The organism is Tannerella forsythia (assembly GCF_001006485.1).
GTDB lineage: Bacteria > Bacteroidota > Bacteroidia > Bacteroidales > Tannerellaceae > Tannerella > Tannerella forsythia.
Map to the genome: position 1 here is coordinate 52994 of NZ_JUET01000035.1, position 22321 is coordinate 75314.

The window sequence follows — 22321 nt, forward strand, 5'->3', positions numbered from 1 at the left end:
AGGGGGGGGGTATTTTAGCAAGTACTTTCATTCAGTGCTCCCAACCTTTAAATCTTATCATTCAAAAGAATTCGAGTAATTATAGAAGTTCGAAACCTTATGAATGGCAGAAAGATAAGCATCTGCTTGTTGAAAAAGCTGCGTGATTAAACCGGGATTATCTTTATTATTCTGTGTGATATCAGAATACCCAAACTCTTTTTGTCTGGATATAAACGGATAAAGCACCATTTTATTGTTTGAGATTTGCGAGATCACTCCATCCGCCGTATCATTTTCTTTAAACGCATAATCCAGAATTTTCCGGAAGAACTTTTTATACACAACGATAAACTGCGTACACCAAAACCAGTCTACCCAGTAACGGTTTCTTGCGATGGGAACAGCATAGCCGAAACCTCCGATACCGCCGGAGAGAACATCAGCTCCTTGTTCATGTGCTTCAAGAATATTTTCAATTAAAAATTCTTTAGAGTAATTTTTAGTAAAATAATGATCGTCTTCACAAATGACGATTACATCATCTTCGTTTTCTATGGCAAGCCTGATAATCCTTACGATACTGTTCCAAAGTCCGACCGCTCCGATCGTATGCGTACATGCATCGATATATGTCACGTCAAATTCATCCCGCCCTTTGAATTCGGCTATGATATGTTTTTTGCGGTCGAGACGCTCTTTCATATTAATGACATAAGTCGGAATATAGAAATCCGATCCTTTTTTCATTGCCTCCATAGCATTCTTTATTAACATGTACGATTTGTGTAATATTCAATAGGTAAAATATTCTTTAAGGAATTGGAACTTTGCCATATCATCCGGGGTATCGATATCCATGAACGGAACATTATTCTTTATACAACGGAAACGCCCCGTCCAAAAGGCTTTGTTCGGATCTGTCGACATAACGACCTCACAAATAAAAGCCGACTTAATCAGATATATCGCTCCGTCTATCATGGGAATGGTTTCACACAAAGCACCTTTTCTCTTCATGTCTTTATTCCTGAATGCCGGAACGCTTTCGGTAAACTCCAAATAAAACCGTTTCCTGTCAGAGATTTCGACAAAAGACGTAACAAAATCAATCTCATTTTTCACTTGGGCATATAACGAACAACACTTCCGAATCAAATCTATTTCCCTGAATGGCTGTGTAACGGGAAGAAGAATAAATACTTCATAATCCGAGTTTTTAATAAAGTTACGGCAGGAACTCAACTCGTCTTGTCCCTCTTTCCTTATCTCTACATTCGTCTTGAATCCCAATCTCGAAGCAAAATCACCCAATTCTTGATCATCAGATATAACAACAGCATTTTTTATTAAATTTTGTCGTAACAGATAATCGGCTGTATACGGAAGAAGTTTTCGATTTTTACCGGGACATCTCCGGCTGATTCCTTTTACAGGAATCAATATCGGAATATTATTCATCTCTGACTCGTGTAATAATTCCATGATCGATTAATTTCTTCAGATAATTTTCTTCATATGTTCCCGCTCCCTTGTGCCAATTCCAATACGGATTATGATCGATTAGTTCAGCCCGACCTTCTACATCGAGACAAGTAATGTGAATGTCATAATGTTCCTTCCATCGTGAATTCAGCAGGTAAGCCAACATAAGGACGGCACTCGTCGGGCGCTCAAAACCGATTGCTTTAATCGCATCTTCATCATTTATAATTTCAACCGATTCGTATTGCCTTTTTGTCAAGAAAGCATCCCATTCTCGAAAATGCTCATACCAATATTTATGCATAAAGATATTTTGAGCTTTTTTGATTTCATCCTTGTTTTCTCCACCATGAAAAATGTATTTAAATACATTATTTGCCTCTATGTATATACCGTTGATCTTACGGCCGGCTGCACCCAGGTTATTCATCCGTCCTATCCGGAGTACATAATCGAACGAATCGATCAATGTATGCAATCCGATTCTATACGGAGGCTTATTTCCCACTAAGATGAGTGTCTTTTTTATCACTTCCATGTTTGGATATATTTGCGAAGTTCTTCGGTACTCATCCGGCATACTTTTATCAGTTCATTCACGTTATTTCGATCTCTCTCATCGTATCCGAAGGTCGAATTGATCCCTCTCGGATGGTATAGATGAAACAGAGGACCGGAGACCCGTTCCACAGGTTCCTCCAGAATCTCCATGCGTTTGACACGTTCGGCATCTTCAGGCCCCCATCCGTAAATGTTTTCATTCTCACCGCCGGCCTGCAGGTAACGCTGTTTATTTATGATAAATACTCCTCCGACAGAGGAACGGCCCAATAGAGGTATTAAGCTCTCTTCTTCACAGTTATTGATATAACGATATAGATTCTTTCGGGCGTTTATGCTATCCTCCGGAGATAAATAAAATGCCCGTCCGTCGTATGGTATACACATCGTAACCCCTTTCTTCACCCACTCAATCCCTGCCTTTAGCTGAGATACTGTCAGAAAAACATCCGCATCCCAAATCGCAACGATATTCGTCTCCGATCGTATAAGTAATTCATTTCTGTACCGGGTATAATGAAAAATGACATCCGTATCTTTTTGGAAATAATATTTTATTCTCTTATCTGTGTTCTTCAGAAAAAACTTCTGCTCTTCATCTACTTCCATAACCAAGATTGTTGCATAGGTATAGGAAATAAGATAAGGCAGGATTGCTCTCAAGTTTTCTTCCCGTTCCTTACTATCCATACGTACGGGAATGACAATCGTAAGTTCCGAGGTTATATCCATGGCTTTAAAATTTTCAGTGATTCTATTCCCAATAATTCATAGCGATCGGATACGGGAATGTTAAAATCGACAAACTTCCGGAGACAAAGACACATCATCCGCTCTATCTTGTGGTTAAATACATCCAACCGATGCAATCGGCACAACAGGAAATAGGCATCGTTATAGTCATCTTTCTCTTTCGTTTTCAGCAATAACTCTTCTATCCAATCGATCAGATAAATCAGGTATTCTTTGAATTTAAGTGTTAGCATGCTTTCGTCATTGTCCGGTTTCTTCTTCAGTCGCCGGTATAAATAATATCCCACACCGCAAACGCCGTCTTGCAAAGGGAGGGATTCTATCGGTCTTCTGTCGACGATATTTCGTGCGACAATATCTATCTCCGCAAGAATTTCATCACTGTCTCCTTCGATGAATCCGTGTTCGATCATATATTCGATACCGCATCCGATCCCCAACAATCCGTCACCGTAAAAGAAAGAGGTTCGTTCGGCCAGTTGTTCGTAAACCGTATCCATAAATTCATCTGCCTGACGTTCGTAATTCTCCTCTCCCGTTATCCGGGCAAGATGCAGCAGATAAACGGCAATCCCCATTTTACCGTCCCAAAGGCCGATATTGGGGAAACATTTTCCTTTCTCTATCAAGCGATCGGTATAGTCCTTTAAGAACCCACGTTGTTTTTCCATGTTATTGTTGATTTTTTAATAATTTCTTTATCGGCATAAGGAGGCGTTCGATTAACCGCAAATCTTCGGTAATAATATCCGCACTTCCCAACATCTGGCGGGTGATGGGCAGCGTCTTTCCGTAATTCGTATCCATTCCTTTCGGAAAATCTATTTCCACCACATAAAACCCCTCTGCCGTAGGGACATTTGAAACACTCTCCACTCTCCCGATAAGATAACCGAACTCCTGGTCGGGAAAATTGTTGATGCGCACATTGACCCGTTGACCGACTTTTACTTTCCCTGCTCCCTGAACGGGTAGCAACGCTTTACCTTTGGGTTGGTCTTGTCGTGCGGGAATAACCGTGAAAACGGTTTCTCCCGTATTTACGTTCTGGTTGTTGCTCCACACACCCATTTGATTAACAGTACCTGCAATGGGGCTTACCAATAAATAATTCTGCTCCCACGTTTTGATTTGCGCACTCAATGCTTCTACGGCATTTTGGAGCGATAGCCGGTATTTCCGTTCCAACTCGGTTGCCTGTTGCTGCAAATCGAGCAAGTTCTCTTCTCCCTTCATCAATTGAACTTCCGACTGTTTCAATGAAGCGCTGAAGGAGAGATAAGACTGTTTGTTCTGCAGGAAACTGTTTTTGGAGATGTCATATTCATTCTCCGAAATAACGTTTTTAGACAAAAGAATAGAATCTCTGTCAAAGATATTCCTTGATGTCCGAAACTGTTCGCTCATGACAGGCGCCTGTTTGAGAATGCGATTATAATATTCTCTTTGAGTAACCAACTGCTCTTTTTGGGATGCGATCTTTTGAGGATAATAGTTCAGCGTTTTGTAGTTTCGATAATCATTTAAACTGCTTAAAAAAGAGGCGTAAGCAGCCTGAATATTCCCTAATGACAAGGAGGGGCCGTTAAAGAATCTTCGCACGGTCTCTTCCGAATATCCGTAGATATTCCATGCTTTCATCCTACTTATCAGCTCCAGCATATCTTCGGTTTTTGCCGGATTTTGGATCACTGCCAGTATCGCCTGACATTCAACCGCCTCATTGTTTTTGATAAAGATTTCATCTATTTTCCCCGAAGAGCGGGCAATAATGCTGACGGGCGGGTCGGACGAGGTTACCGTTATTTTTGCTTTTATGGTGTCGGGGTATTTGAAAAACCAACTGCCGGTCAACAATGCCATCACGATAACAAAAAGTGTGGTAATCCCCCATCGGAGAATCCACGGTGGAATTTCGCCCATAACTTCCTGCACCTCCTCGCTACGAAGCTCGATCTCTTTGTATTTCTTCTCTTCTTTTTCCATACTCCGTTCGTTATCTCCCCAGCTCCAACTGATTTCTCACCAATTCATAATACTTCCCTTTCAATGCCGTCAATGTTTCGTGTGTACCTTCTTCAGCTACTTTACCTTGATCAAGCACCACGATCTTATCCGCATCTTTTACGGTACTTAATCGATGCGCAACCACCACAACCGTCTTACCTCTGTAAAACTCGTGCAGGTGTTTCATGATTTCTTTTTCATTATTGGCATCCAACGCGTTGGTGGCTTCATCGAGAAAGATAAATTCGGGGTTCTTATATACGGCGCGGGCGATCAGGATACGTTGACGCTGTCCTTGACTGATGCCGTTTCCTTCCATCCCGATTTTAGTGTTGTATCCCAACGGCAGAGAGTCGATAAAGTCCCGGATGTTGGCTACGGTAACCGCATGACGCAGTTTCTCAATATCCACATAATCGTCGCCCACACCGATATTCTGTGCGATGGTGTCGGAGAATATAAATCCGTCCTGCATCACCGAGCCCGATTTACTGCGCCAGAGGTGCGGATTGATAACGGTCAGCGGGGTCTCACCGATTTTAATGCTCCCTTTATTGGGTTCATAGAAACCCAGCAAGAGCTTAATGAGAGTCGTTTTTCCGCTACCGCTGGCCCCCACAATAGCCGTAACTTTGTTCTGTGGAATATGCAGACTGATGTCGTCCAATACATAATCACGGTCGGCACCGTCATAGCTGAACGACACGTTTTCCAATGTAATGTCCCGTTTGTCGGGCAGAAGGGTCAATTTATTTTCAATCGCTTTTTCTTCATCTTCCTTGCCGTGCACTTCGTTCAATCGCTCCAAACTGATTTTGGCATCTTGCAACTGTTGTGCAAAACCGATAAACGAACCTATCGGGCCACTCAACTGCCCTATGATGTAAGTCAAAGACATCATCATACCGAGTGTCATCTGCCCTTCTACGACTGATTTAGCTGCCAAAAACGAGATAACAATATTAGTGGTTTGATTAAAGAAGATCGAACCCACCTGTTGCACTTGTCCCACGGCCAATCCCTTAACACTTATTTTAAATAACTTCACTTGAATCCGTTCCCATTGCCAGCGCTTTTGTTTTTCACAATTATTTAATTTGATTTCCTGCATGCCGGTGATCAATTGGATCAAGCTGCTTTGTTCACCGGCAGCTTGTGCAAAGCGGCGAATATCAAGTTCTCTACGATACTTCATAAAAGCAAAAATCCAACAAACATAGAGGGTGTTACCTATTAAGAAAATAACTAATATCACCAAGTTGTAATAAGCAAGAATGAAAGCAAAAATAAAAAAATTGACAAAAGAAAAAAGAGTACCAATGGATGAACCCATCAGAAATGACTTGATCCGATTATGATCACCTATTCTTTGCATAATGTCTCCAATCATTTTCGTATCAAAAAAATGGAGTGGCAACTTCATCAATTTAGCTAAGAAGTCGGAAATCAAAGCGATATTAATACGCGTGTTCATGTGCAGCAGTATCCAACTACGAATGAATTCCACCGATAATTGCGATATTGATATTACCACTTGAGCAATCAAAATCAATGTAATAAAGTTCAAATTACTATTTCGTATTCCAATATCAACCAAGGATTGGGTCAAAAATGGGAAAATAAGCTGTAATCCGCTTACTGTTATCATTGCCAACAGCAGTTGAAGCCATTGTTTCTTATAAGGAGTCAGATATTTTGCAAAAAATAACAATCCCTTCATACCTTCTTGCTTCTCATCTTCTTGTTCATAGAATTCGGGACCAGGCTCAAGAAGCAAAGCGGCTCCTTTATCCTCACCGCCTTCTTTAGTCATTAACCAACACTTTTTAAACTCTTGTTCTGTATAAGTAATCAATTGGTTTGCTGGATCTGCAACACTAATTTTATATTCCTTTTGCACTTTTTTTATAGCATAACATACTACAAAATGATTCTGATTCCAGTGTAATATGCAGGGCAACGGAACGTCTTCAAGCAATTGAGCAAAAGATATTCGTACGCCTGTTGTGCGAAAACCAATAAATTCCGCAGCATCGCTAATACCAAGCATAGATACTCCTTCGCGAGTAATAAATGAGCGAGCCCGAAGTGTTTGTAACGAAAAGTTCTTCCCGTAATGTTTGGCAATCATACGCAAACATGTGGGGCCACAGTCCATGGAGTCAGGTTGAAGATAATGAGGGAACTTCTTAATCATGAGCATTGACTAAACATTTCATACGAGCCATATGGCTTGCATACAGCCTATGCATAAAATTATACACGATCAATTCATATATCCTGTTTTTCGAACAAAACAAACGAACTAGCATCATATGAATATAGCTAATAATCAGCGTTTTCATCTCTCTATTCTTATCCTCTTTCATTAGTTGTAACGCAGTCTTTTTCAGTTCTTTTGAGCGAAACTTTATTATCTCATACAATGTTTGATAGTTTTCATCTTTTTTTTTATTCCAGAGTACTTCTTCTAATTCATGAGAATGTTCTCGATACATCACATTAAATTGTTTGGAGTTAAATTCAGTAAAGCCAAATTCCATTTTATATGATTTGTCCATTCGTTCCAACAGTTCTTTTTTTTGTTGTAAGTCATAACCGAAATCCATAAGCAAAGCATCTATCATCTTTACAGCGATTAGCCATCTGGTAGGCTGAGGCATTCCATCCAATATTTTCAATATTTTCAGCATATAATTACTATCAATGCAAAACATTGTTTCGGTCAACTCCATTAAATGTTCTTTATACCTTTCCAATTCACGATTATATGTATCCAACTGAACTTTCCAAACACTTTCGTCGGTTATTCTTTTTTTAAAATAATGATAAAATAATCGAATAACCTCTCCTATAAACATACAATCTCTCACTTTTATTCTAACACGCAGATGGAAATCCGGATCTGAATATCGAATAAAGAACCATTTTTCAATATATTTTTTCCTACTCAACGCCGAAATGAACTTCGACAATTCATTAACCAACATTTTATCTGCCGTATTACTGCCAGTATATACCTTTATATATATCCATTCACTCCCGGGTATAAATGTTCTTTGAACCTCTTTCATTTTTTTGAATCTCTATAAAATCCAACAATACATTCATTCAAGTACTTTCCATCTCTTCCTTCAACGATTAGATTATCTGGAGAGAAAATGAACTCCAATAGTTGAAAGGTCGTACGTTTTTTGACCGTAGACAAGAAAGCACGAATACTAATCGGGCTCTCAAAATCTATATAAAGTTCGTTATCACCTTCAGATAATAGCACATATACCGGAATATTCCTTTTTTTGCGCCAATTCAATGCCTTAATTACCAATTCATTATCAGAAGCTTGATAAAACGCTGCAATCTCTTCCTGCTTAATATTCCATGCGGCTAAAGACAGGATGGAGTTTCCATATCGTACCCTTGGTCTATAAGAAAGTTTATCAGCCAAGCCCCCCCAATCAAACCCCCAAAAAGTGCGCTTACCCTGATGTTGCATATCGCATAGAAAGCGATAAACAGGCAATGTGTCATTGTAATAATTATGCGCACTTGTTAACCTCGGTATTATGCGACGATTCAATCTCTTAGAACGCAGAACTAATTCTCCTCCTCTATACGAAAGCATTAGATCATCAATATATATTTTCTTTTCTTCTACCAAATCCGAATTAGCAAGATACACGATCTCATATTCTCGCAAATGTGGTCGTGACAAAATATTGCCAACTCGTGATCCGGGCAAATGTACAATTTCCGCCAATATGCCGTCTGCCACCAATTCACTCTCTTTTCTTGAAATATCTTTTACCAACTTATCTATTTCGGGTTCTAAATGAGCAAAGCGCGACAGCAGGTTAGCGGCAGATACTCCTATGGTTCTTATATTTAATAGAGGTTTATCATTCTTTACACTGATTATTTGAAATAATGCATATAAGGTTTCGGGATATCCATTCCAGTTTTCCGGCACCGATTTAAACTCTTCAGGATAAAACACAATCTCGCTTGCTCCTTCTCTTTCAGCTTTTATCAGTCTTTCCAACAACACCGTTTGCACATTGGCAATATTCGCAACTTGTTTCTTTTGAGGAGGCAAAATCAGGTTGTCCACAATAGGAGAAATGTCTCCTATTCCGTGCCCCAACGGATAACCAATTCCTAATTCGGAGTCTAATGCTATTGCCAAAGGAACCTCACGTTCCTCATATCTATTGTAGAAAGCCATTTTAAAACTATCCAATGGTGATACCTCTGTACTTCCCAGCTTACTAAAAAAAGAGATAACTGATTTTAATTCAGCAATTACTGATTCTCCTAATGTTGCTACTGTATTTTTTCTTGTTGCATCTACCTGAAAAAGAAAATTTTCAGTATAAGTAGCGGGCATTTGATTAACCATTTGCCTTATTTGGTGATAACCATGCAACGGATTAAGTTTTCCCGTATCCATCTCTTCCAACCAGCTATTTATACAACATAGAGAATCGACTAATTCTCGGGTGCTATCTTCTAAACGCATCTTACATAAAGTCATTATGAACTTTTTCAAATATTCTTCACCCACTACCATTACATCCAATTCACTGACTAACAATTGAGATTTTATCAACTCATCAATAAAACATAAACTTTCCTCTTCATCTATTCCTTGTTCACTGAAATAACTTAATAATTCCCCAATCATTACTCCTTTAGCCGCATTCTTCAATATTGTATCTAAATATTTCGATCGTTCAACAGACGAAATAGTATGCATTCGTCTCTTATCTGAATATTTATATTCGATATAGCGCATGTACTTGCCCACTTTGTAAAGAGTATTATTCGGATAATATAATACTCCTCTTTTTACATCCGGCAAACTTAATATAGTCTGTACCAATGCGCACAGATAGTACATATCCAATCGAGTGCACCTGCTTATCTCATCGTCTAAAGAAAATTGAGTAACCTCTCCTACATTGCCCATAGAAGAAGTGGCAAATAGTCCGAATGGGGTACAGCGAGTAGACATTCTACTCAAATATTTCATAAAAGAGATTTCAATACCATTTTTCCGATCCTCATCCTTTACTTTACTGTTAAATAATTTTTCCAACTCCTTATATAAATCAGAAGAACCTATATAAACAGCTTCCTTGACACGGTTATCAAAGAAACATTCAGACATACTTTTTCCCCCTTCAAGAATGTTTCTTAAATAAGTTAAAGGAAATGCAGGCACGCGGTAAATAAATCTATCAAAAGGCCGAAATATCATATCTTTTCTTTTTGTAAAAGGTCATTATATTCCATTTTGGTTTCTTATGTAAATGACATCGGGTAGATAACAGCAGCACAGCATTTATCCACTGCCGATTAGCGTCAATAAAGATACATAAGTAGATAAACTATTCGTATCATGGAGCAATATATTTTATTTCATTCTTCCATTTTTTTAATCCGCAAATACTTTCCATACATCATATGCAAAGTGAACATAACAATAAATTAATTCAATCAACAACTTATCAATCCATATACTTATATACTACCTTCCCGATTCTTTCTTTAAGAAAAGATTTCTGAAAGAATTCTACCAACTGATTGCCTGTGTACACAGAATCTATATTCATACAAAATCTGCCGTCTGAAAAATCAGAAAGGGCCTTTTCCAAGTCTTCTCTACCGCCCAAGCAGTTGCCTATTAAGGATATATTATACATTATACATGACCCATAGATCGTTGAAAGAGAGTTCCGGGGCAATACCTTCATTCCTTTGTATGAAGGATGTTGCTGGTAAAAACCGCAGAATATGTATTTGGAGTTAAAATTGATGTGATTTAATAAATCCATGAAATACAAATCAATGAATGGATCAAAGATAACATCAAATTTCTTATCGATACAATTATTCTCACCGAATTGATCATCTTGCAAAAAAGGAGGGAGATAGATATCCTTTAATCCCCACTCTTTTATATATTTTCTCAGTGATATGGCTTTAGAAGACATCCCATATATATTTATATTCGCATTGCACGACTTGAGCCTTTCAACTATTGCTAATGACGTATTAGAAGTTAATGCAGTAATCAAAACATTATCACCATCTTTCAGATCAGCCTTTCTTACCATGCTATATGCTGTTTGTGCAGAAAGAGAGAAAGCCGCTGCAACTTCATCCGACATTGTATCCGGAACTTTTATTAGTTGATGTTCAGAAAGCAGTAAAAGTCTTTGCGATGCAAAGTTTGTACTTACGCCACCGATACTTCCATCCGGTTTAAATGGATAGCTATTATCTGACATAACACGATCACCGGGACGTAACGAACGAACCTCGGAGCCGACTTTTACCACTTGGCCTACAAATTCCGACCCGACTGGTGAATAAAAATATTTCTGATTGCCACTCAAAGCTATACATTGTTCTCCCAAATAATGCATTAATGAACGATCACGGTAATTACACGAAAAAGCTTGTACTTTAACCACAACAGAGTGTGAGGTGAATAAAGACGTAAAATCCGGATCAGGCACTTCCAATAGAGATACAGTAAGTTTATGTTCATCGATGAGAAATTCATCAAAAAAACTATCACAAGCAATATCTTGCATACAGGAATTACATATCGCAACTGTTTTCATAACTTAGCATTATCTTATCGGTTCAACCTTATACCCACGTTCTCTTAACTTGGCAATTAATCCGTCGGGGCCAATCAGATGTCCTGCTCCGACTGCGATTAGCGAAGAATCTTCATGAATCATCGGAATAATATTACTCATCCATTCTTCGTTTCGGCCAGCAATTAATACATCATTCATAAATTTAAATCCATCACGTACGACTTGCGGAGCATCCTCAAGTTTTAGCTGTTTAGTTAAAGAATCTACCGACAACTGAGTTAATGCTTGTTTGAAATAATATTTCTTCATTTGATCCATGAAAGAACGTATGCTATTGGGATGCCTTAATGTGTGTTGTAACATTTTAGCCTGATCGTGCAAGTCCATGACATACCCTAATGAATCAAATTCAGTTGCTTTTCGACCGACATCTTCAAGAGTTTCCATAAAACAGATTTTCTTATCATTTTGATATCCGATTAATAAAATAAATCCATCCATAGTGCTCTGTATGCTTTTGATGCTGTCATATATTACCATCTTGGTGAGGAAATTACTCCAAAATAACGGTTTATATTTGAAATATTGACGGTTGCCTTTTCTCATTATGGAATCGACAAACTGATAGTCATCATCATTGTAAAGCATGGCATAGGTCGTATCTTGGGGCATAAAGATATAGTCTTTTAGTTCTTCTTTAGGTTTAGAGCTTCTATTAGACTCTGCTGTAAACATGTCACATTCTACTGCCACCTGCTTAGCTTCTTTAAAAGCTTTTCCGAATCCCGAAATACTATCCAAGAACGTGCGATGAACATTGTGCATCGTTCCCAAAAGATATGAATCATGTTGTAAGCCGTTGCCCGAGATTTTCCAGAGCAAGCTGTTCTCATTGTCTTTCAGTTCGGCCTCTTGTGTTGATTGAGCCGAACAGCCCCCTGTTGAAAAGGACGAAAATAAAAATAGGGTAATTATGATTCTCTTCATTTTTTCTGTGTTTTTATAATTATAACAAAAGGATTTTAGACCACCTGTCATTTTCTATATCGGAAGCAAATAGGGATAAAAAACTTCCGGGAAGACCTGTAAACAGCGAAAGATTCTCTAAAAATAAATCCGAATTTATTCCTTGTCTATATTCTGCGATCTTCGCTTCAAGTAACATTTTTGTTTTCTCCCGCCAAAAGAGATGACGTCGCCGAAACGATTTGTCACAAGTAAGTTCGTAAATGCTTTTGTATATTAATATCAAAGAAGAATGTCCATGACACAAACATAAATCATTCTTTACATAGTCAGTACGCTCATTCAATTGAAGTAATATTTGATATCCTACCTCCTTGTAATAAGAATGTTTCAAGAGAATGCCCGCTTTTAATATTGCATACGAAGCCATTAAATCCCCATAACACCAGGCAATTCCACTATCTATTTTTTCCCCGTCACGCTTCATAACCGAAGGAAAAAAAGATGTTTCCCTTTTGGTGAAGCGATTCTCTAACAGAAATTCACAAACTTTTACTATCGTAGGAGCAACTACTCGATATCCGTTTTCAAACACGATTAAAAGCAATAATAAAATTCCGGTCATTCCATGCGGAGTACCCATATTTACAACCATGACAGGATTAGCATCTTTCAGATAAAATGGCGTGTACCAATCATTTTTTTCAAAGTTCTCGTTAACCTGTTGAATGTATTGTGCAATCAATCGATCAATTCGTTTACTCCTTTTTGTCATCATGAAATAGAACAAATATCCGGAAGCACCCTGAAAATAGTCCATATCATTCTTGCTTAGTGACAAATTATATTCCTTTTCAATTAGCCAATCTATTTCTTCCATTTGTTCACTTAATAAGTGATCGTGTTTTATCCAATAAAGCACTAAACACAATGCAGACAATCCGGAGCTTAAACTGAAGTTACTATTTACACCTTCCAATTGTTCTTCTATCAATTGAAACAATTGTTCCTTATACTTATGATCATTTGTTATTTCATACAAATAGTAGAAATACAAAAGATAAGCACTACTTCCGGAAACTAATCCAATACTTTTATATGTCGGATTACCCTTTCTGTATAGGCCACATAAATCAAATCCTTCCGGCAAAGCAGAATTTTTCATAATTCACCTCATAACGTAAGCTATGTGACATCTTTCGATATGCAACATAGCCTACGAGTTTACTGCCTTATGGTCGATGTCCATAAATATCGACTTCCGGAATTTCGCATGCTTTACTGCCATCAGGAAAATGTACCCATTTATCCGATATATTAGTCATGCAGTTTTTTTGCTTTGAGTGGGGGCAATTCCACCAGCTTTCTTCTTTTCCATGACCGTAAATTGTATCGGCGACACTAAAAATAATAGATACCGATTCTATGACCGATTTAGCACAAGGCCATGATGACCCTCCTTTCATTTGTCCCATCTGATAATCATTCAGATTTACGATCTCTTCTTTTTTAAGGACTAATTTCTTAAGTTTTTTTTCCTCATTCATAATCTCACTTGTTTTAAATTAATAATTGTTTAATCTAAAGGAGTCTATCAATGATAGACCTCCAATAGTTTATTTTTCATTCTCACTTCGTCATATCGATTCAGATAAGCCTCCCTGCTGTTTTTACCTAATTCTCTTCGTAGTTTATCATTTTCTAATACCTTTATTATATAATCCCCCAATTGTTCTACCAATAAAGTGTTTTCAGATACAGGTAAAACTTCATCACCAATATGCACTTTATATCCATTATACCCGGATTTTATCATTTCTCCGACTCCTATTACATCGAACCCTATTAAGGGAATTCCGTGCATCATCATCTCAATCGCTACATAGCTGCATTGTTCATTAAGAGAGGGATGAACTCCTACATCGGTTATTTGATATAATCGGTATAAGAAATCCTTATCAACCCTACCGGTAAATGTAACTTTACCATAAAACGACGAGCATTCTTTTAACAGTTCATCATACCTACCATCTCCTACAATAATTAAACGAGCCTCGTGTATATAAGCAATGACTTTCTTAAAAGCTCTTATAAGCAACAAAAGTCCTTTTGCTGCATCCAACCTTCCTACAAAAAGAACAACTTTCTCATTGACGGCAAAAGACAATTCCTCTTTAAAGGCTCGCTTCTGTTCTTCATCCAACATTCGCGCTTCATCCTGCAATCCATTCGAGATTAAAGCAAGCTTATCATGAGATGGTTCAAGCTCAGTTTGCAATAGATTGTAAGTATGTGATGACAAACAAATTACTCTGTCTACAGATTGACACATTGCCTTCATTCTGGGATAACTGTCATACACAAACTTTTCGGCAGAATCTACCTGATCATATATCTGTTTACTAATTTTATTATGATAAGCATTTTCATTATTTGGAAACCAACTTAAATAATGAATTGTGTAAATAATTTTACACAGAGGAAGCATCTCACGCAAATACGGCACTAAAGAGTCGTGATGTAAATAGTTTAAATGAAATACATTCTCTTCCCCTGCATTTACATATTTTTTTAACAAACAGCAAACTGCTAAATTGTAAGCTTTCATCTTTTTTGTGTGAAACTGCCAAGATGGGTGTGCTTGAGGAGAAGGGATTTTAATACACCTCACTCCTGCCATTTCTACCACTGAAAATTCTTTTTGAGTTGATTGCAACTCAACAAATGTAAGAATTGTCTCAGGATCAGAACGTAAACAGGCCTTGAGTTCTCTCAAATAGGTACCAATTCCATAATCTCCGGCTTGACTATCTGTATTAAATATATATATGTGCTTCATTTCAATATATGTTTTAATAAAACTCCAGCACAACCATTATCCAAGCCCAATGGAAATTTCAAAAAGTTCATTGTTGAGTCAACATTCGCTATTGTAATAACATCTAAAGGTGAAGAGGCCTTCAATGATACCCCCGTTTTTTGAATACTTTTTCCAATCTTATCTCTATATTTTTCATCAAAAGGAAGAACTCTTTGAGTTTTTTTCGCATAAGCAATTCGCTTCTGCACATAGCACCAAATCCCCTCAAGACCAGTGTTAAATGACAAATCAGTAATGCGAATAGGATCTCGCTCCATGATTTTATTGTCAATATCACTTAATATTTCATCTACGTCACCTTCCAAAAAATTATCCTCCAACAAAGAACATAGTCCCCAAGCAATGCCACAAAGCCCTTTATCCATCGTCACAGGCATATTTTCATGAATATTTTCATAAATATTCTCGATCAGATTTTCACCTAAGAGTTCGTACATAGGTTCATTTGTATAGCGTGAATAATGGTAAAAGAAAATCACAATACCCATCTTCCCGTGGAATAATCCAAGGTCATCCAAAAAACTGCTATTTATTATCAAGTGGTTAGCAATTCTTTCAAGTAAATGTACTTTTTCATGTTGTAACTGCATATATATTACCATAAAACATCCGGTCGCGAATTTAGAATATATTTTCCACACATGCAAATTCCCCAAGTGAAAAAACGCCTCATAGTAACTTTATTTAACTTTTTATATATGCACTTCTCGAACAATATCACCGAGATCACCGAGCCGACTTGTTGCATTTGTCCCAAAGCTAACCCTTTAACACCTATCTTAAACAGCTTTACCTGGATTCGTTCCCATTGCCATCGTTTCTGCTTCTCACAATTATTCAGCTTGATTTCCTGCATGCCGGTGATTAGCTGTATGATATTACTCTGTTCTCCGGCGGATTGGGCAAAACGTCTGTGATCCAACTCGCGGCGATACCTCATAAAAGAGAGTATCTATACCACATACAAGGCATTACCGACAAGAAAAATACCAAGAACAACTAAATTATAATAAGCCAATACAAAAGCGAACACAAAGAAATTGACAAATGAAAAAAGCGTACTGATGGAATTGCCCGTAAGAAACGATTCGATACGTCCGTGATCACCGATACGCTGCATGATATCACCTGTCATTTTTGTGTCGAAATAGCGAAGAGGCAATTTCATCAATTTGGCTAAAAAATCCGAAATCAAGGCGATGTTTATCCGTGTATTCATATGCAGCAATATCCAGCTGCGGATAAACTCCACGGAAAGGCGGGCGATAAAAATAATGAGTTGAGCAATCAGAATCAGCGTGATAAAACTCATGTTACCGTCACGGATACCGATATCCACTAAGGACTGAGTGAGAAATGGAAAAATCAGTTGCAGAAGACTCACTACAACCATTCCCAATATTAGTTGGACAAGCTCACTCTTATAAGGTGTCAAGTATCGAAGGAAATACCGGAGACTGCGATTGCGGTTTTCTTTTTCATCCTCGCGATCGTAAAACTCCGGTCCGGGTTGCAGAAGCAGAGCTGCTCCTTTGTCTTCATTTTCTTGCTTCGTACTCAGCCAGCATTTTTTGAAATCGGCTTCATCGTAAGTTACCAATCCTAAGGCGGGGTCTGCCACGTAAATGCGGTGCCTGTTTTTTTTATCTTTTTTGATATGATAAACCACCACAAAGTGATTCTGCTTCCAGTGGACAATGCAGGGCAACGGTGCTTCTTCGACTAACTGTTCAAACGAAATCATGACCCCCGATGTGCGGAACCCGATATATTCTGCCGCATCGCTTATACCCAACATGGAAACTCCTTCACGCGTAATAAACGAATGTTGACGGAGCGTTTCCAGACTGTAATGCTTTCCGTAATGCTTGGCAACCATGCGCAAACAGCTAGGACCGCAGTCCATGGAGTCAAGCTGAGTGAATATTAGGAAAGAATTCATTCGCTATGGGTGAACATGGCATAGATTCGGTCTTCCAATAGACAGCTCAAAATCAGATGGTGAGGGACATAACCATTGATAAAGACACATTGTACAGGGTTGTTTATTTCGTATACTTAACCATGATTCTCCATTAGAAATTTCATTATAGATAATTTCTTTTATTGTATCTTTCTCCACATTCCCTATTATTTCGCTACTTCCCTTAACAAAGACATCTCCATTAGATTTTACAAAAAGCTTCCCAAAGTTATATATATTCAGTGTTTTATTAGCAAATATTTCTCTCATAGACAAAGGGGCTGAAAAGATATCCTCCCTATTCAAATAAACACTTTTTTTAAAAAAAGCAATATTTTTATTGTTATATACCGGTAAAAGTTGATAGTTTTCTATTTTATACTCATTAATTAGTCTCTCAGCGTCTTTTAAGTGCTTTTCGCTCTCTACACCAAAAACAAATTTAATTTTCCATTTGGACAACGTCATCAAAGAAACAAGTGACTTCCATTTTTCCTTATTGATTGGGAAGCGAATATTTATAAGAAAAGTATACTCTTCTCCTATATTAGATGACAAAACATTATCAACATTTATTTCTTCATAATTATTGATAATAATCTTTCTACCACTTATCTTATTTAATAATTGAAGCAACTTGGAAAAAGAGGAGTACTTCCAAATATTACCACATAGATTAACCACTGGAACATTTTCGACCTGCTCTATAACATCATTAAGTCTTTCTATTTTTAACTCATTATGCTTATCAAAAAGAAAATTGATCTCATGAAGATAATCCAATACATTATCTCCAATTGATATATTAGGCTGCAGACTCAATCTTGTTCTATCTTGTTGAAAATTCAAAAACGGAATAAGCTGAACCGGTTTGCTTTCGGAAAATTTAACGGGAATAATATCTCCAATGAATTTTTGACGAATATCTATAACAAACTCTCTTACTTCATCAATCTTGAGGTCTCTTCTCGTCAATAGACATACTCCGCAATTTTTCTTCTCTGAAATTTTATGCACCAATCGAACTATTAATGGATTGGTGGATTCAATGTATTGTGCATCCAAGGTATTATATAGAAGTACAGATGAATGAGCAAAATTTATATATACGTAAGGCTCAACAGTCAGCCAATAATTTTGATTAATATCTATATTCATTATGGGAAATTATTATTTTAAGACAACCTCTTCCATGATTCTATAGTAATCAAGAGGGTGAGATTCAAAGAAAATCATATTAGTCGCCAAAAAACTCACAAAGTTTTTCTTATTCATAAACCCATGACAAATAGGATTATTTTCCATGTCATCAATATTAAAGATGCATTGATAACAAGCTCCTAATTGATAACATTTAGAACATTGTTTATTTAGTTTATCATAATAAGAGTTATATTTTAATGCTATTTTCTCAAAGTCAATATCAACACCTGCTTTAGACAATTGTCCCAATGTATAATTATGTCCTATGCGCTCACAAGGCAGTATTTTTCCATTAACTGTTACAAAAATTTTCTTTGAAAAAGGCATACATGTCCCTGTCGGAATAAAATGCTTCTTCTTATGACTTGAAAAAAAATCATTATATGTATTTATTACTCCAAGATTATAGGTGTGTAAGAAATTACAAGCATTATAATATGAAGGAACCAAGGTGAAAAACTCATGCTCCAATCTTGTATAATTCTCCGATTGATAAAGACTTTCAGAAGTATTTCGATACATTCTTTCAAACTCTTCTCTTTTTTCCGGCAGGATTCCTGTATTGTTAAGTTCACCAATCCTTGATATTTTCTTATACCGAGTATAAATATAATTATAGATGTCTTCCACTGAATTACGGTTATGCAAAACAGCATTAAAATTCACAAAGTCTTTAAAGTACTCAGGATGGTTGCTCTGTAATAAATCAATATTTTCAACTATACTTTTGAAAGAATTTAGTCCACTTTTCGTTACCCTATATGAATTATTTTTTTCATCACCATCCAAACTAATAAGAAGATGCACTTTGTTTGCAGCTAAATAATCCATGTATTTATGCAGTAAGACAGCATTTGTTGTCATACTGAACTCATATTTATGCTCATCCTTCCTGTGATTTCGTATATATGAAACTACATTCTTGATAAATGTCATATTGAGCAGAGGCTCTCCCCCATAAAAACTAATATAGATTATATCATTTATAGATTTATTCTTTTTTTGTTGTAAATTATCAAGAAAAGAGAATAGAGGAGCTATATCTTCTATTTTCAAAAGGCCGCTCTCTCTTTCATCATAATTTCCATATAACCCCCCATATCCACAATATGTACAATTTAAATTGCATCTATCAGTCACCTCAAACACAATTTGATTTACATTCAAGAACGCTTCTTCTACTTGACTCGGATGTATTCTTCCTGAGAATGAATGATCCTCATCAGGTAATTTTGATTTTATGTACTCTGCCTTTCTTTTATAATAAATATCATCAGATGTATCGGCATGTCCTTTAGTTTTTATTTCATCTCCGAAGAGATATCTTACCATCTTGGGATGAACAGTCATAACATATTTAAAATCACCTCTGTTAACAAATAAATACGTATTCCTGTTTTGCAACTGAAAAGAGCATATTTCTTTCATTTTTTTTACTTTTTTAGTTTATAGAGTATTACTACAGGATTTTCCTCCTCATCGAGAGAGTGGATAAGTTGTTCTAATTTCTGCTGTTTTTCCGGATATTGAACGTCGATATGCCCCTTATTCTCGATAAAAGATGTTTTTAGATTTTCCGGTTCCACATTGACCGTAAAATAGTCACTGGAGGCAGAAAAAAAAGTAGTTGGCGAGATTCCTCCGTCAATATCGTTTAGCCATCCCCCTCCTTCCAAAAAACCATATTTGTTGATATTGTCAGGCTCAGAACTCCAAGCCGATATTTTGGATGTCTGTTTATCGTATACTGCAAACCATCGCTTCCTATTGTATGGGAATGTGACCAAAAGATGTGTCGCTGTTTCGCAAAAAGATAGCATAGAAATACATTTATTGCGCTCTTGTTCTAATAATCGAATATCTGCAAAAGCGTCACGACTGATTTTATATTTTCCAAAATTGATCACATATCTCGGAACAATTTCATTCCTTGAGATAGCATACACCGTATCGTTTATACACGTCAATACCCGAACCGTATCGTTATATTTCCATATAGATGGACTACTTGCGACTCCCTCAGGATAATACGGTTCACTTTTTTTTAATTGAACCGTATCGCCATTGCTATTTAGAAGACCCGCAATAAAAAGCCCCGGATTATCCATTGAAAGGCCATGCTGTAAATGAATAGCCACTCTGTTTGTATCCAGAATATTTATTTTAAAAACACTATTTGATACCGGAGTTTCCCTTATATACTCTCCATCCGCATTATACCATAATATCTTACAACTATAATTACTGTGAATAGCAACAAGATTGTGATATAAATCGGAAGAACGAATACCCAAATGTTCTTTAGGACCTTGTCCTTTACGGCTTATTTCACAGATAAACTTTCCTTCGCGTGTATAACATAACAGCTTATCCCTGACTTCCAATAACAGATAATTGCGGTTAAAGGATATTCCAAAGATTATATCAACCAACGTGGCGGGATATTCGGGACGGATATATTCAATATCTTCAACAAAATCACTCAAAGGAAGCGATTCTCCGGAATTCTCCACAGCATATGCCAAGTCGATAACAGGTATGCACGCCTCTGTCGAAATATTATACTTTTTTTCTAAAGACGAGCAATTTACTAGATTCAAGATAACAAGAGTCGTCATACAGAAGAGGCTAAAAAAAACATGTAAATTCCTCATACAAAACGCATAAATTAAATAAAGTTTGCCTTATATGAAAATCTCAATAAGGCAAACCTAAACACCATAGTTACTTGGTTTCTGTTTTAACCCAAGCACCTCCATCCCAACACCAACAAATTTTATTGCCTCCTATAGAGCCATAACCATTTTCAGCATTAGCGTTTTGGTTATCCACTGTAGAAGACGGACCGTGGCAACCACAACCACAACATAAACCGCCCGTTAATTGGGCCATTTCTCTTGAATTCAGCTCCGCTTTACACAACTGATTCAACTTGATTTTTTTCAACTTTTTCATACGATAAAATTTTAATATGTCGGGAGCAAAGATAATTATCCTCTCCCTCTTGCTCTAATTTATACTCCGCTTTTCTAACGAACGGTAGCTTTTTCCTAACGAACGGTCGTTTTTTCCCGATAAACGGTATATTTGCTCTTGACCAGTGTTTCATAAATCCACACAAACACACGCTATCTTTATCCGGAAATACCGAGTGACCGATTGAAAAAACACTTATTCATTGCGCACTTTCACCGCCCCATAGAAAATACGGTATTGTTAAACACATATAGCTAGCTCGTTGTTTAGTTTTAGAAAAAGTAATTTTAGGGATTTTTCTATCATATGTTTTGCCTTACTATAACACTTCCCTTTTCGTTTGAACCTTGCTAAATAATGCCTTATTCTGCTATTATAACCTTCGACTGTATAAGTTTCTGCCTTCGTTTGAATGTGTTTTACATTAGGAAGAAATTCTTTATAGCTCTTCCAATAGTCAGAATAATACACAGATGCAGGAATGTTTTTTATCTTCTTCCAAAGCTTCATCCCTGTATCTGTGCTTCTGTCCCCACAGACAAAAGAGATAAATCGTTTTCCAAATCGATCAACAGCAATCCATACCCAACAGTAGTTTTTTTTGAACCTATATATGTGTGCATCTCATCTAATTCAACAACTGAAACAGGTCCCTCTTTTTGTGGTAAAGCCACCCTTTCACCCCATTCTTTTACCCAATAGTAAACAATTGTATGACTTATTTTCAATATGCGTCCGATTGCTCTAAAACCTAAGCCCTCCAAGTACATCTCCAAAGCTAATCTACGAGTAGCAGCTGATTTTGTATTAGATTTCTGTTGAACAGTATAACGATAATGACAATCTTTACAATAATGGCGCTGACGACCACCGACAATGCCATCTTTACGATGATTTATGCTTCCACATCTTGGACAATCCATAGTTTGAGCG

General features: G+C 37.1%; 20 protein-coding genes and 1 pseudogene. All 21 read right to left on the minus strand.

The window, feature by feature from the left end:
- Positions 1 to 57: 57 nt before the first annotated feature.
- The 21 genes and pseudogenes from Tanf_RS01740 to Tanf_RS14055 all read right to left on the minus strand — a co-directional run bounded on the left by Tanf_RS01740 (position 58) and on the right by Tanf_RS14055 (position 22311).
- Positions 58 to 738, minus strand: a complete 681-nt coding sequence (locus Tanf_RS01740; protein ID WP_046824693.1) for a glycosyltransferase family 25 protein — start codon at positions 736 to 738, stop codon at positions 58 to 60.
- A 36-nt stretch (positions 739 to 774) separates the two neighbouring features.
- Positions 775 to 999 carry a hypothetical protein gene (locus tag Tanf_RS14680; RefSeq protein WP_140230590.1) on the minus strand — a complete coding sequence of 75 codons (225 nt, stop codon included), beginning with the start codon at positions 997 to 999 and terminating at the stop codon, positions 775 to 777.
- A gap of 433 nt (positions 1000 to 1432) precedes the next feature.
- Positions 1433 to 1894, minus strand: a complete 462-nt coding sequence (locus Tanf_RS01750) for a hypothetical protein (protein WP_236684357.1) — start codon at positions 1892 to 1894, stop codon at positions 1433 to 1435.
- A 98-nt stretch (positions 1895 to 1992) separates the two neighbouring features.
- Positions 1993 to 2757 (minus strand): galactosyltransferase-related protein, encoded by a 765-nt coding sequence (locus tag Tanf_RS01755; RefSeq protein ID WP_046824683.1) that lies wholly within the window; start codon positions 2755 to 2757, stop codon positions 1993 to 1995.
- Positions 2748 to 3449 (minus strand): lanthionine synthetase LanC family protein, encoded by a 702-nt coding sequence (locus Tanf_RS01760; protein ID WP_052448967.1) that lies wholly within the window; start codon positions 3447 to 3449, stop codon positions 2748 to 2750. Before Tanf_RS01760 ends, Tanf_RS01755 begins: the two co-directional genes overlap by 10 nt.
- Before the next feature lies 1 nt (position 3450).
- On the minus strand, positions 3451 to 4764 hold the full coding sequence (locus tag Tanf_RS01765; RefSeq protein WP_046824684.1) for an HlyD family secretion protein: 1314 nt from the start codon (positions 4762 to 4764) through the stop codon (positions 3451 to 3453).
- A 10-nt stretch (positions 4765 to 4774) separates the two neighbouring features.
- Positions 4775 to 6982, minus strand: coding sequence for a peptidase domain-containing ABC transporter (locus tag Tanf_RS01770; protein ID WP_201774572.1), 2208 nt, complete (start codon positions 6980 to 6982; stop codon positions 4775 to 4777).
- On the minus strand, positions 6975 to 7859 hold the full coding sequence (locus Tanf_RS01775) for a thiopeptide-type bacteriocin biosynthesis protein (protein WP_046824686.1): 885 nt from the start codon (positions 7857 to 7859) through the stop codon (positions 6975 to 6977). Before Tanf_RS01775 ends, Tanf_RS01770 begins: the two co-directional genes overlap by 8 nt.
- On the minus strand, positions 7856 to 10045 hold the full coding sequence (locus Tanf_RS01780; RefSeq protein ID WP_046824687.1) for a lantibiotic dehydratase family protein: 2190 nt from the start codon (positions 10043 to 10045) through the stop codon (positions 7856 to 7858). Before Tanf_RS01780 ends, Tanf_RS01775 begins: the two co-directional genes overlap by 4 nt.
- Positions 10046 to 10295: 250 nt before the next feature.
- Positions 10296 to 11417 (minus strand): quinone oxidoreductase family protein, encoded by a 1122-nt coding sequence (locus tag Tanf_RS01785; protein ID WP_080948523.1) that lies wholly within the window; start codon positions 11415 to 11417, stop codon positions 10296 to 10298.
- Positions 11418 to 11426: 9 nt separating this feature from the next.
- A complete protein-coding gene (locus tag Tanf_RS01790) occupies positions 11427 to 12386 on the minus strand; it encodes a TraB/GumN family protein (RefSeq protein WP_046824688.1) in 960 nt (319 codons plus the stop codon).
- Between the two features lie 19 nt (positions 12387 to 12405).
- On the minus strand, positions 12406 to 13530 hold the full coding sequence (locus Tanf_RS01795; protein ID WP_074449246.1) for a lanthionine synthetase C family protein: 1125 nt from the start codon (positions 13528 to 13530) through the stop codon (positions 12406 to 12408).
- 67 nt (positions 13531 to 13597) lie between these two features.
- Positions 13598 to 13912, minus strand: coding sequence for a class I lanthipeptide (locus Tanf_RS01800; protein ID WP_046824690.1), 315 nt, complete (start codon positions 13910 to 13912; stop codon positions 13598 to 13600).
- A gap of 47 nt (positions 13913 to 13959) precedes the next feature.
- On the minus strand, positions 13960 to 15204 hold the full coding sequence (locus Tanf_RS01805) for a TIGR04157 family glycosyltransferase (RefSeq protein ID WP_046824691.1): 1245 nt from the start codon (positions 15202 to 15204) through the stop codon (positions 13960 to 13962).
- The gene (locus Tanf_RS01810; RefSeq protein ID WP_080948524.1) at positions 15201 to 15848 is read right to left on the minus strand and encodes a lanthionine synthetase LanC family protein; all 648 of its coding nucleotides are present in this window, start codon (positions 15846 to 15848) and stop codon (positions 15201 to 15203) included. Before Tanf_RS01810 ends, Tanf_RS01805 begins: the two co-directional genes overlap by 4 nt.
- Positions 15849 to 15973: 125 nt before the next feature.
- Positions 15974 to 17188 (minus strand): annotated as a pseudogene (locus Tanf_RS01815) (cysteine peptidase family C39 domain-containing protein); the annotation flags it as partial.
- A gap of 3 nt (positions 17189 to 17191) precedes the next feature.
- Positions 17192 to 18367: a TIGR04150 pseudo-rSAM protein gene (locus tag Tanf_RS01820; RefSeq protein WP_014223579.1), complete on the minus strand. Its 1176-nt coding sequence runs from the start codon at positions 18365 to 18367 to the stop codon at positions 17192 to 17194.
- Between the two features lie 12 nt (positions 18368 to 18379).
- Positions 18380 to 19840, minus strand: a complete 1461-nt coding sequence (locus tag Tanf_RS01825) for a radical SAM peptide maturase (protein ID WP_236684358.1) — start codon at positions 19838 to 19840, stop codon at positions 18380 to 18382.
- A gap of 5 nt (positions 19841 to 19845) precedes the next feature.
- Positions 19846 to 21012 carry a DUF4934 domain-containing protein gene (locus Tanf_RS01830; protein WP_236684359.1) on the minus strand — a complete coding sequence of 389 codons (1167 nt, stop codon included), beginning with the start codon at positions 21010 to 21012 and terminating at the stop codon, positions 19846 to 19848.
- A gap of 124 nt (positions 21013 to 21136) precedes the next feature.
- Positions 21137 to 21367 carry a TIGR04149 family rSAM-modified RiPP gene (locus tag Tanf_RS01835; RefSeq protein WP_041590501.1) on the minus strand — a complete coding sequence of 77 codons (231 nt, stop codon included), beginning with the start codon at positions 21365 to 21367 and terminating at the stop codon, positions 21137 to 21139.
- A 261-nt stretch (positions 21368 to 21628) separates the two neighbouring features.
- A protein-coding gene (locus Tanf_RS14055; protein ID WP_369057624.1) for an IS1 family transposase occupies positions 21629 to 22311 on the minus strand; the annotation gives its coding sequence in 2 pieces (ribosomal slippage) (positions 21629 to 21951 and positions 21951 to 22311; 684 coding nt in all).
- Between the last annotated feature and the right edge of the window lie 10 nt (positions 22312 to 22321).

What these genes read in the sequence shown, in the direction of transcription:
- Tanf_RS01740 (WP_046824693.1), bottom strand. Translation starts at nt 738, where the DNA reads ATGGAGGCAATGAAAAAAGGATCGGATTTCTATATTCCGACTTATGTC.
- Tanf_RS14680 (WP_140230590.1), bottom strand. Translation starts at nt 999, where the DNA reads ATGAAGAGAAAAGGTGCTTTGTGTGAAACCATTCCCATGATAGACGGA.
- Tanf_RS01750 (WP_236684357.1), bottom strand. Translation starts at nt 1,894, where the DNA reads ATGAATAACCTGGGTGCAGCCGGCCGTAAGATCAACGGTATATACATA.
- Tanf_RS01755 (WP_046824683.1), bottom strand. Translation starts at nt 2,757, where the DNA reads ATGGATATAACCTCGGAACTTACGATTGTCATTCCCGTACGTATGGAT.
- Tanf_RS01760 (WP_052448967.1), bottom strand. Translation starts at nt 3,449, where the DNA reads ATGGAAAAACAACGTGGGTTCTTAAAGGACTATACCGATCGCTTGATA.
- Tanf_RS01765 (WP_046824684.1), bottom strand. Translation starts at nt 4,764, where the DNA reads ATGGAAAAAGAAGAGAAGAAATACAAAGAGATCGAGCTTCGTAGCGAG.
- Tanf_RS01770 (WP_201774572.1), bottom strand. Translation starts at nt 6,982, where the DNA reads ATGATTAAGAAGTTCCCTCATTATCTTCAACCTGACTCCATGGACTGT.
- Tanf_RS01775 (WP_046824686.1), bottom strand. Translation starts at nt 7,859, where the DNA reads ATGAAAGAGGTTCAAAGAACATTTATACCCGGGAGTGAATGGATATAT.
- Tanf_RS01780 (WP_046824687.1), bottom strand. Translation starts at nt 10,045, where the DNA reads ATGATATTTCGGCCTTTTGATAGATTTATTTACCGCGTGCCTGCATTT.
- Tanf_RS01785 (WP_080948523.1), bottom strand. Translation starts at nt 11,417, where the DNA reads ATGAAAACAGTTGCGATATGTAATTCCTGTATGCAAGATATTGCTTGT.
- Tanf_RS01790 (WP_046824688.1), bottom strand. Translation starts at nt 12,386, where the DNA reads ATGAAGAGAATCATAATTACCCTATTTTTATTTTCGTCCTTTTCAACA.
- Tanf_RS01795 (WP_074449246.1), bottom strand. Translation starts at nt 13,530, where the DNA reads ATGAAAAATTCTGCTTTGCCGGAAGGATTTGATTTATGTGGCCTATAC.
- Tanf_RS01800 (WP_046824690.1), bottom strand. Translation starts at nt 13,912, where the DNA reads ATGAATGAGGAAAAAAAACTTAAGAAATTAGTCCTTAAAAAAGAAGAG.
- Tanf_RS01805 (WP_046824691.1), bottom strand. Translation starts at nt 15,204, where the DNA reads ATGAAGCACATATATATATTTAATACAGATAGTCAAGCCGGAGATTAT.
- Tanf_RS01810 (WP_080948524.1), bottom strand. Translation starts at nt 15,848, where the DNA reads ATGGTAATATATATGCAGTTACAACATGAAAAAGTACATTTACTTGAA.
- Tanf_RS01820 (WP_014223579.1), bottom strand. Translation starts at nt 18,367, where the DNA reads ATGAATATAGATATTAATCAAAATTATTGGCTGACTGTTGAGCCTTAC.
- Tanf_RS01825 (WP_236684358.1), bottom strand. Translation starts at nt 19,840, where the DNA reads ATGAAAGAAATATGCTCTTTTCAGTTGCAAAACAGGAATACGTATTTA.
- Tanf_RS01835 (WP_041590501.1), bottom strand. Translation starts at nt 21,367, where the DNA reads ATGAAAAAGTTGAAAAAAATCAAGTTGAATCAGTTGTGTAAAGCGGAG.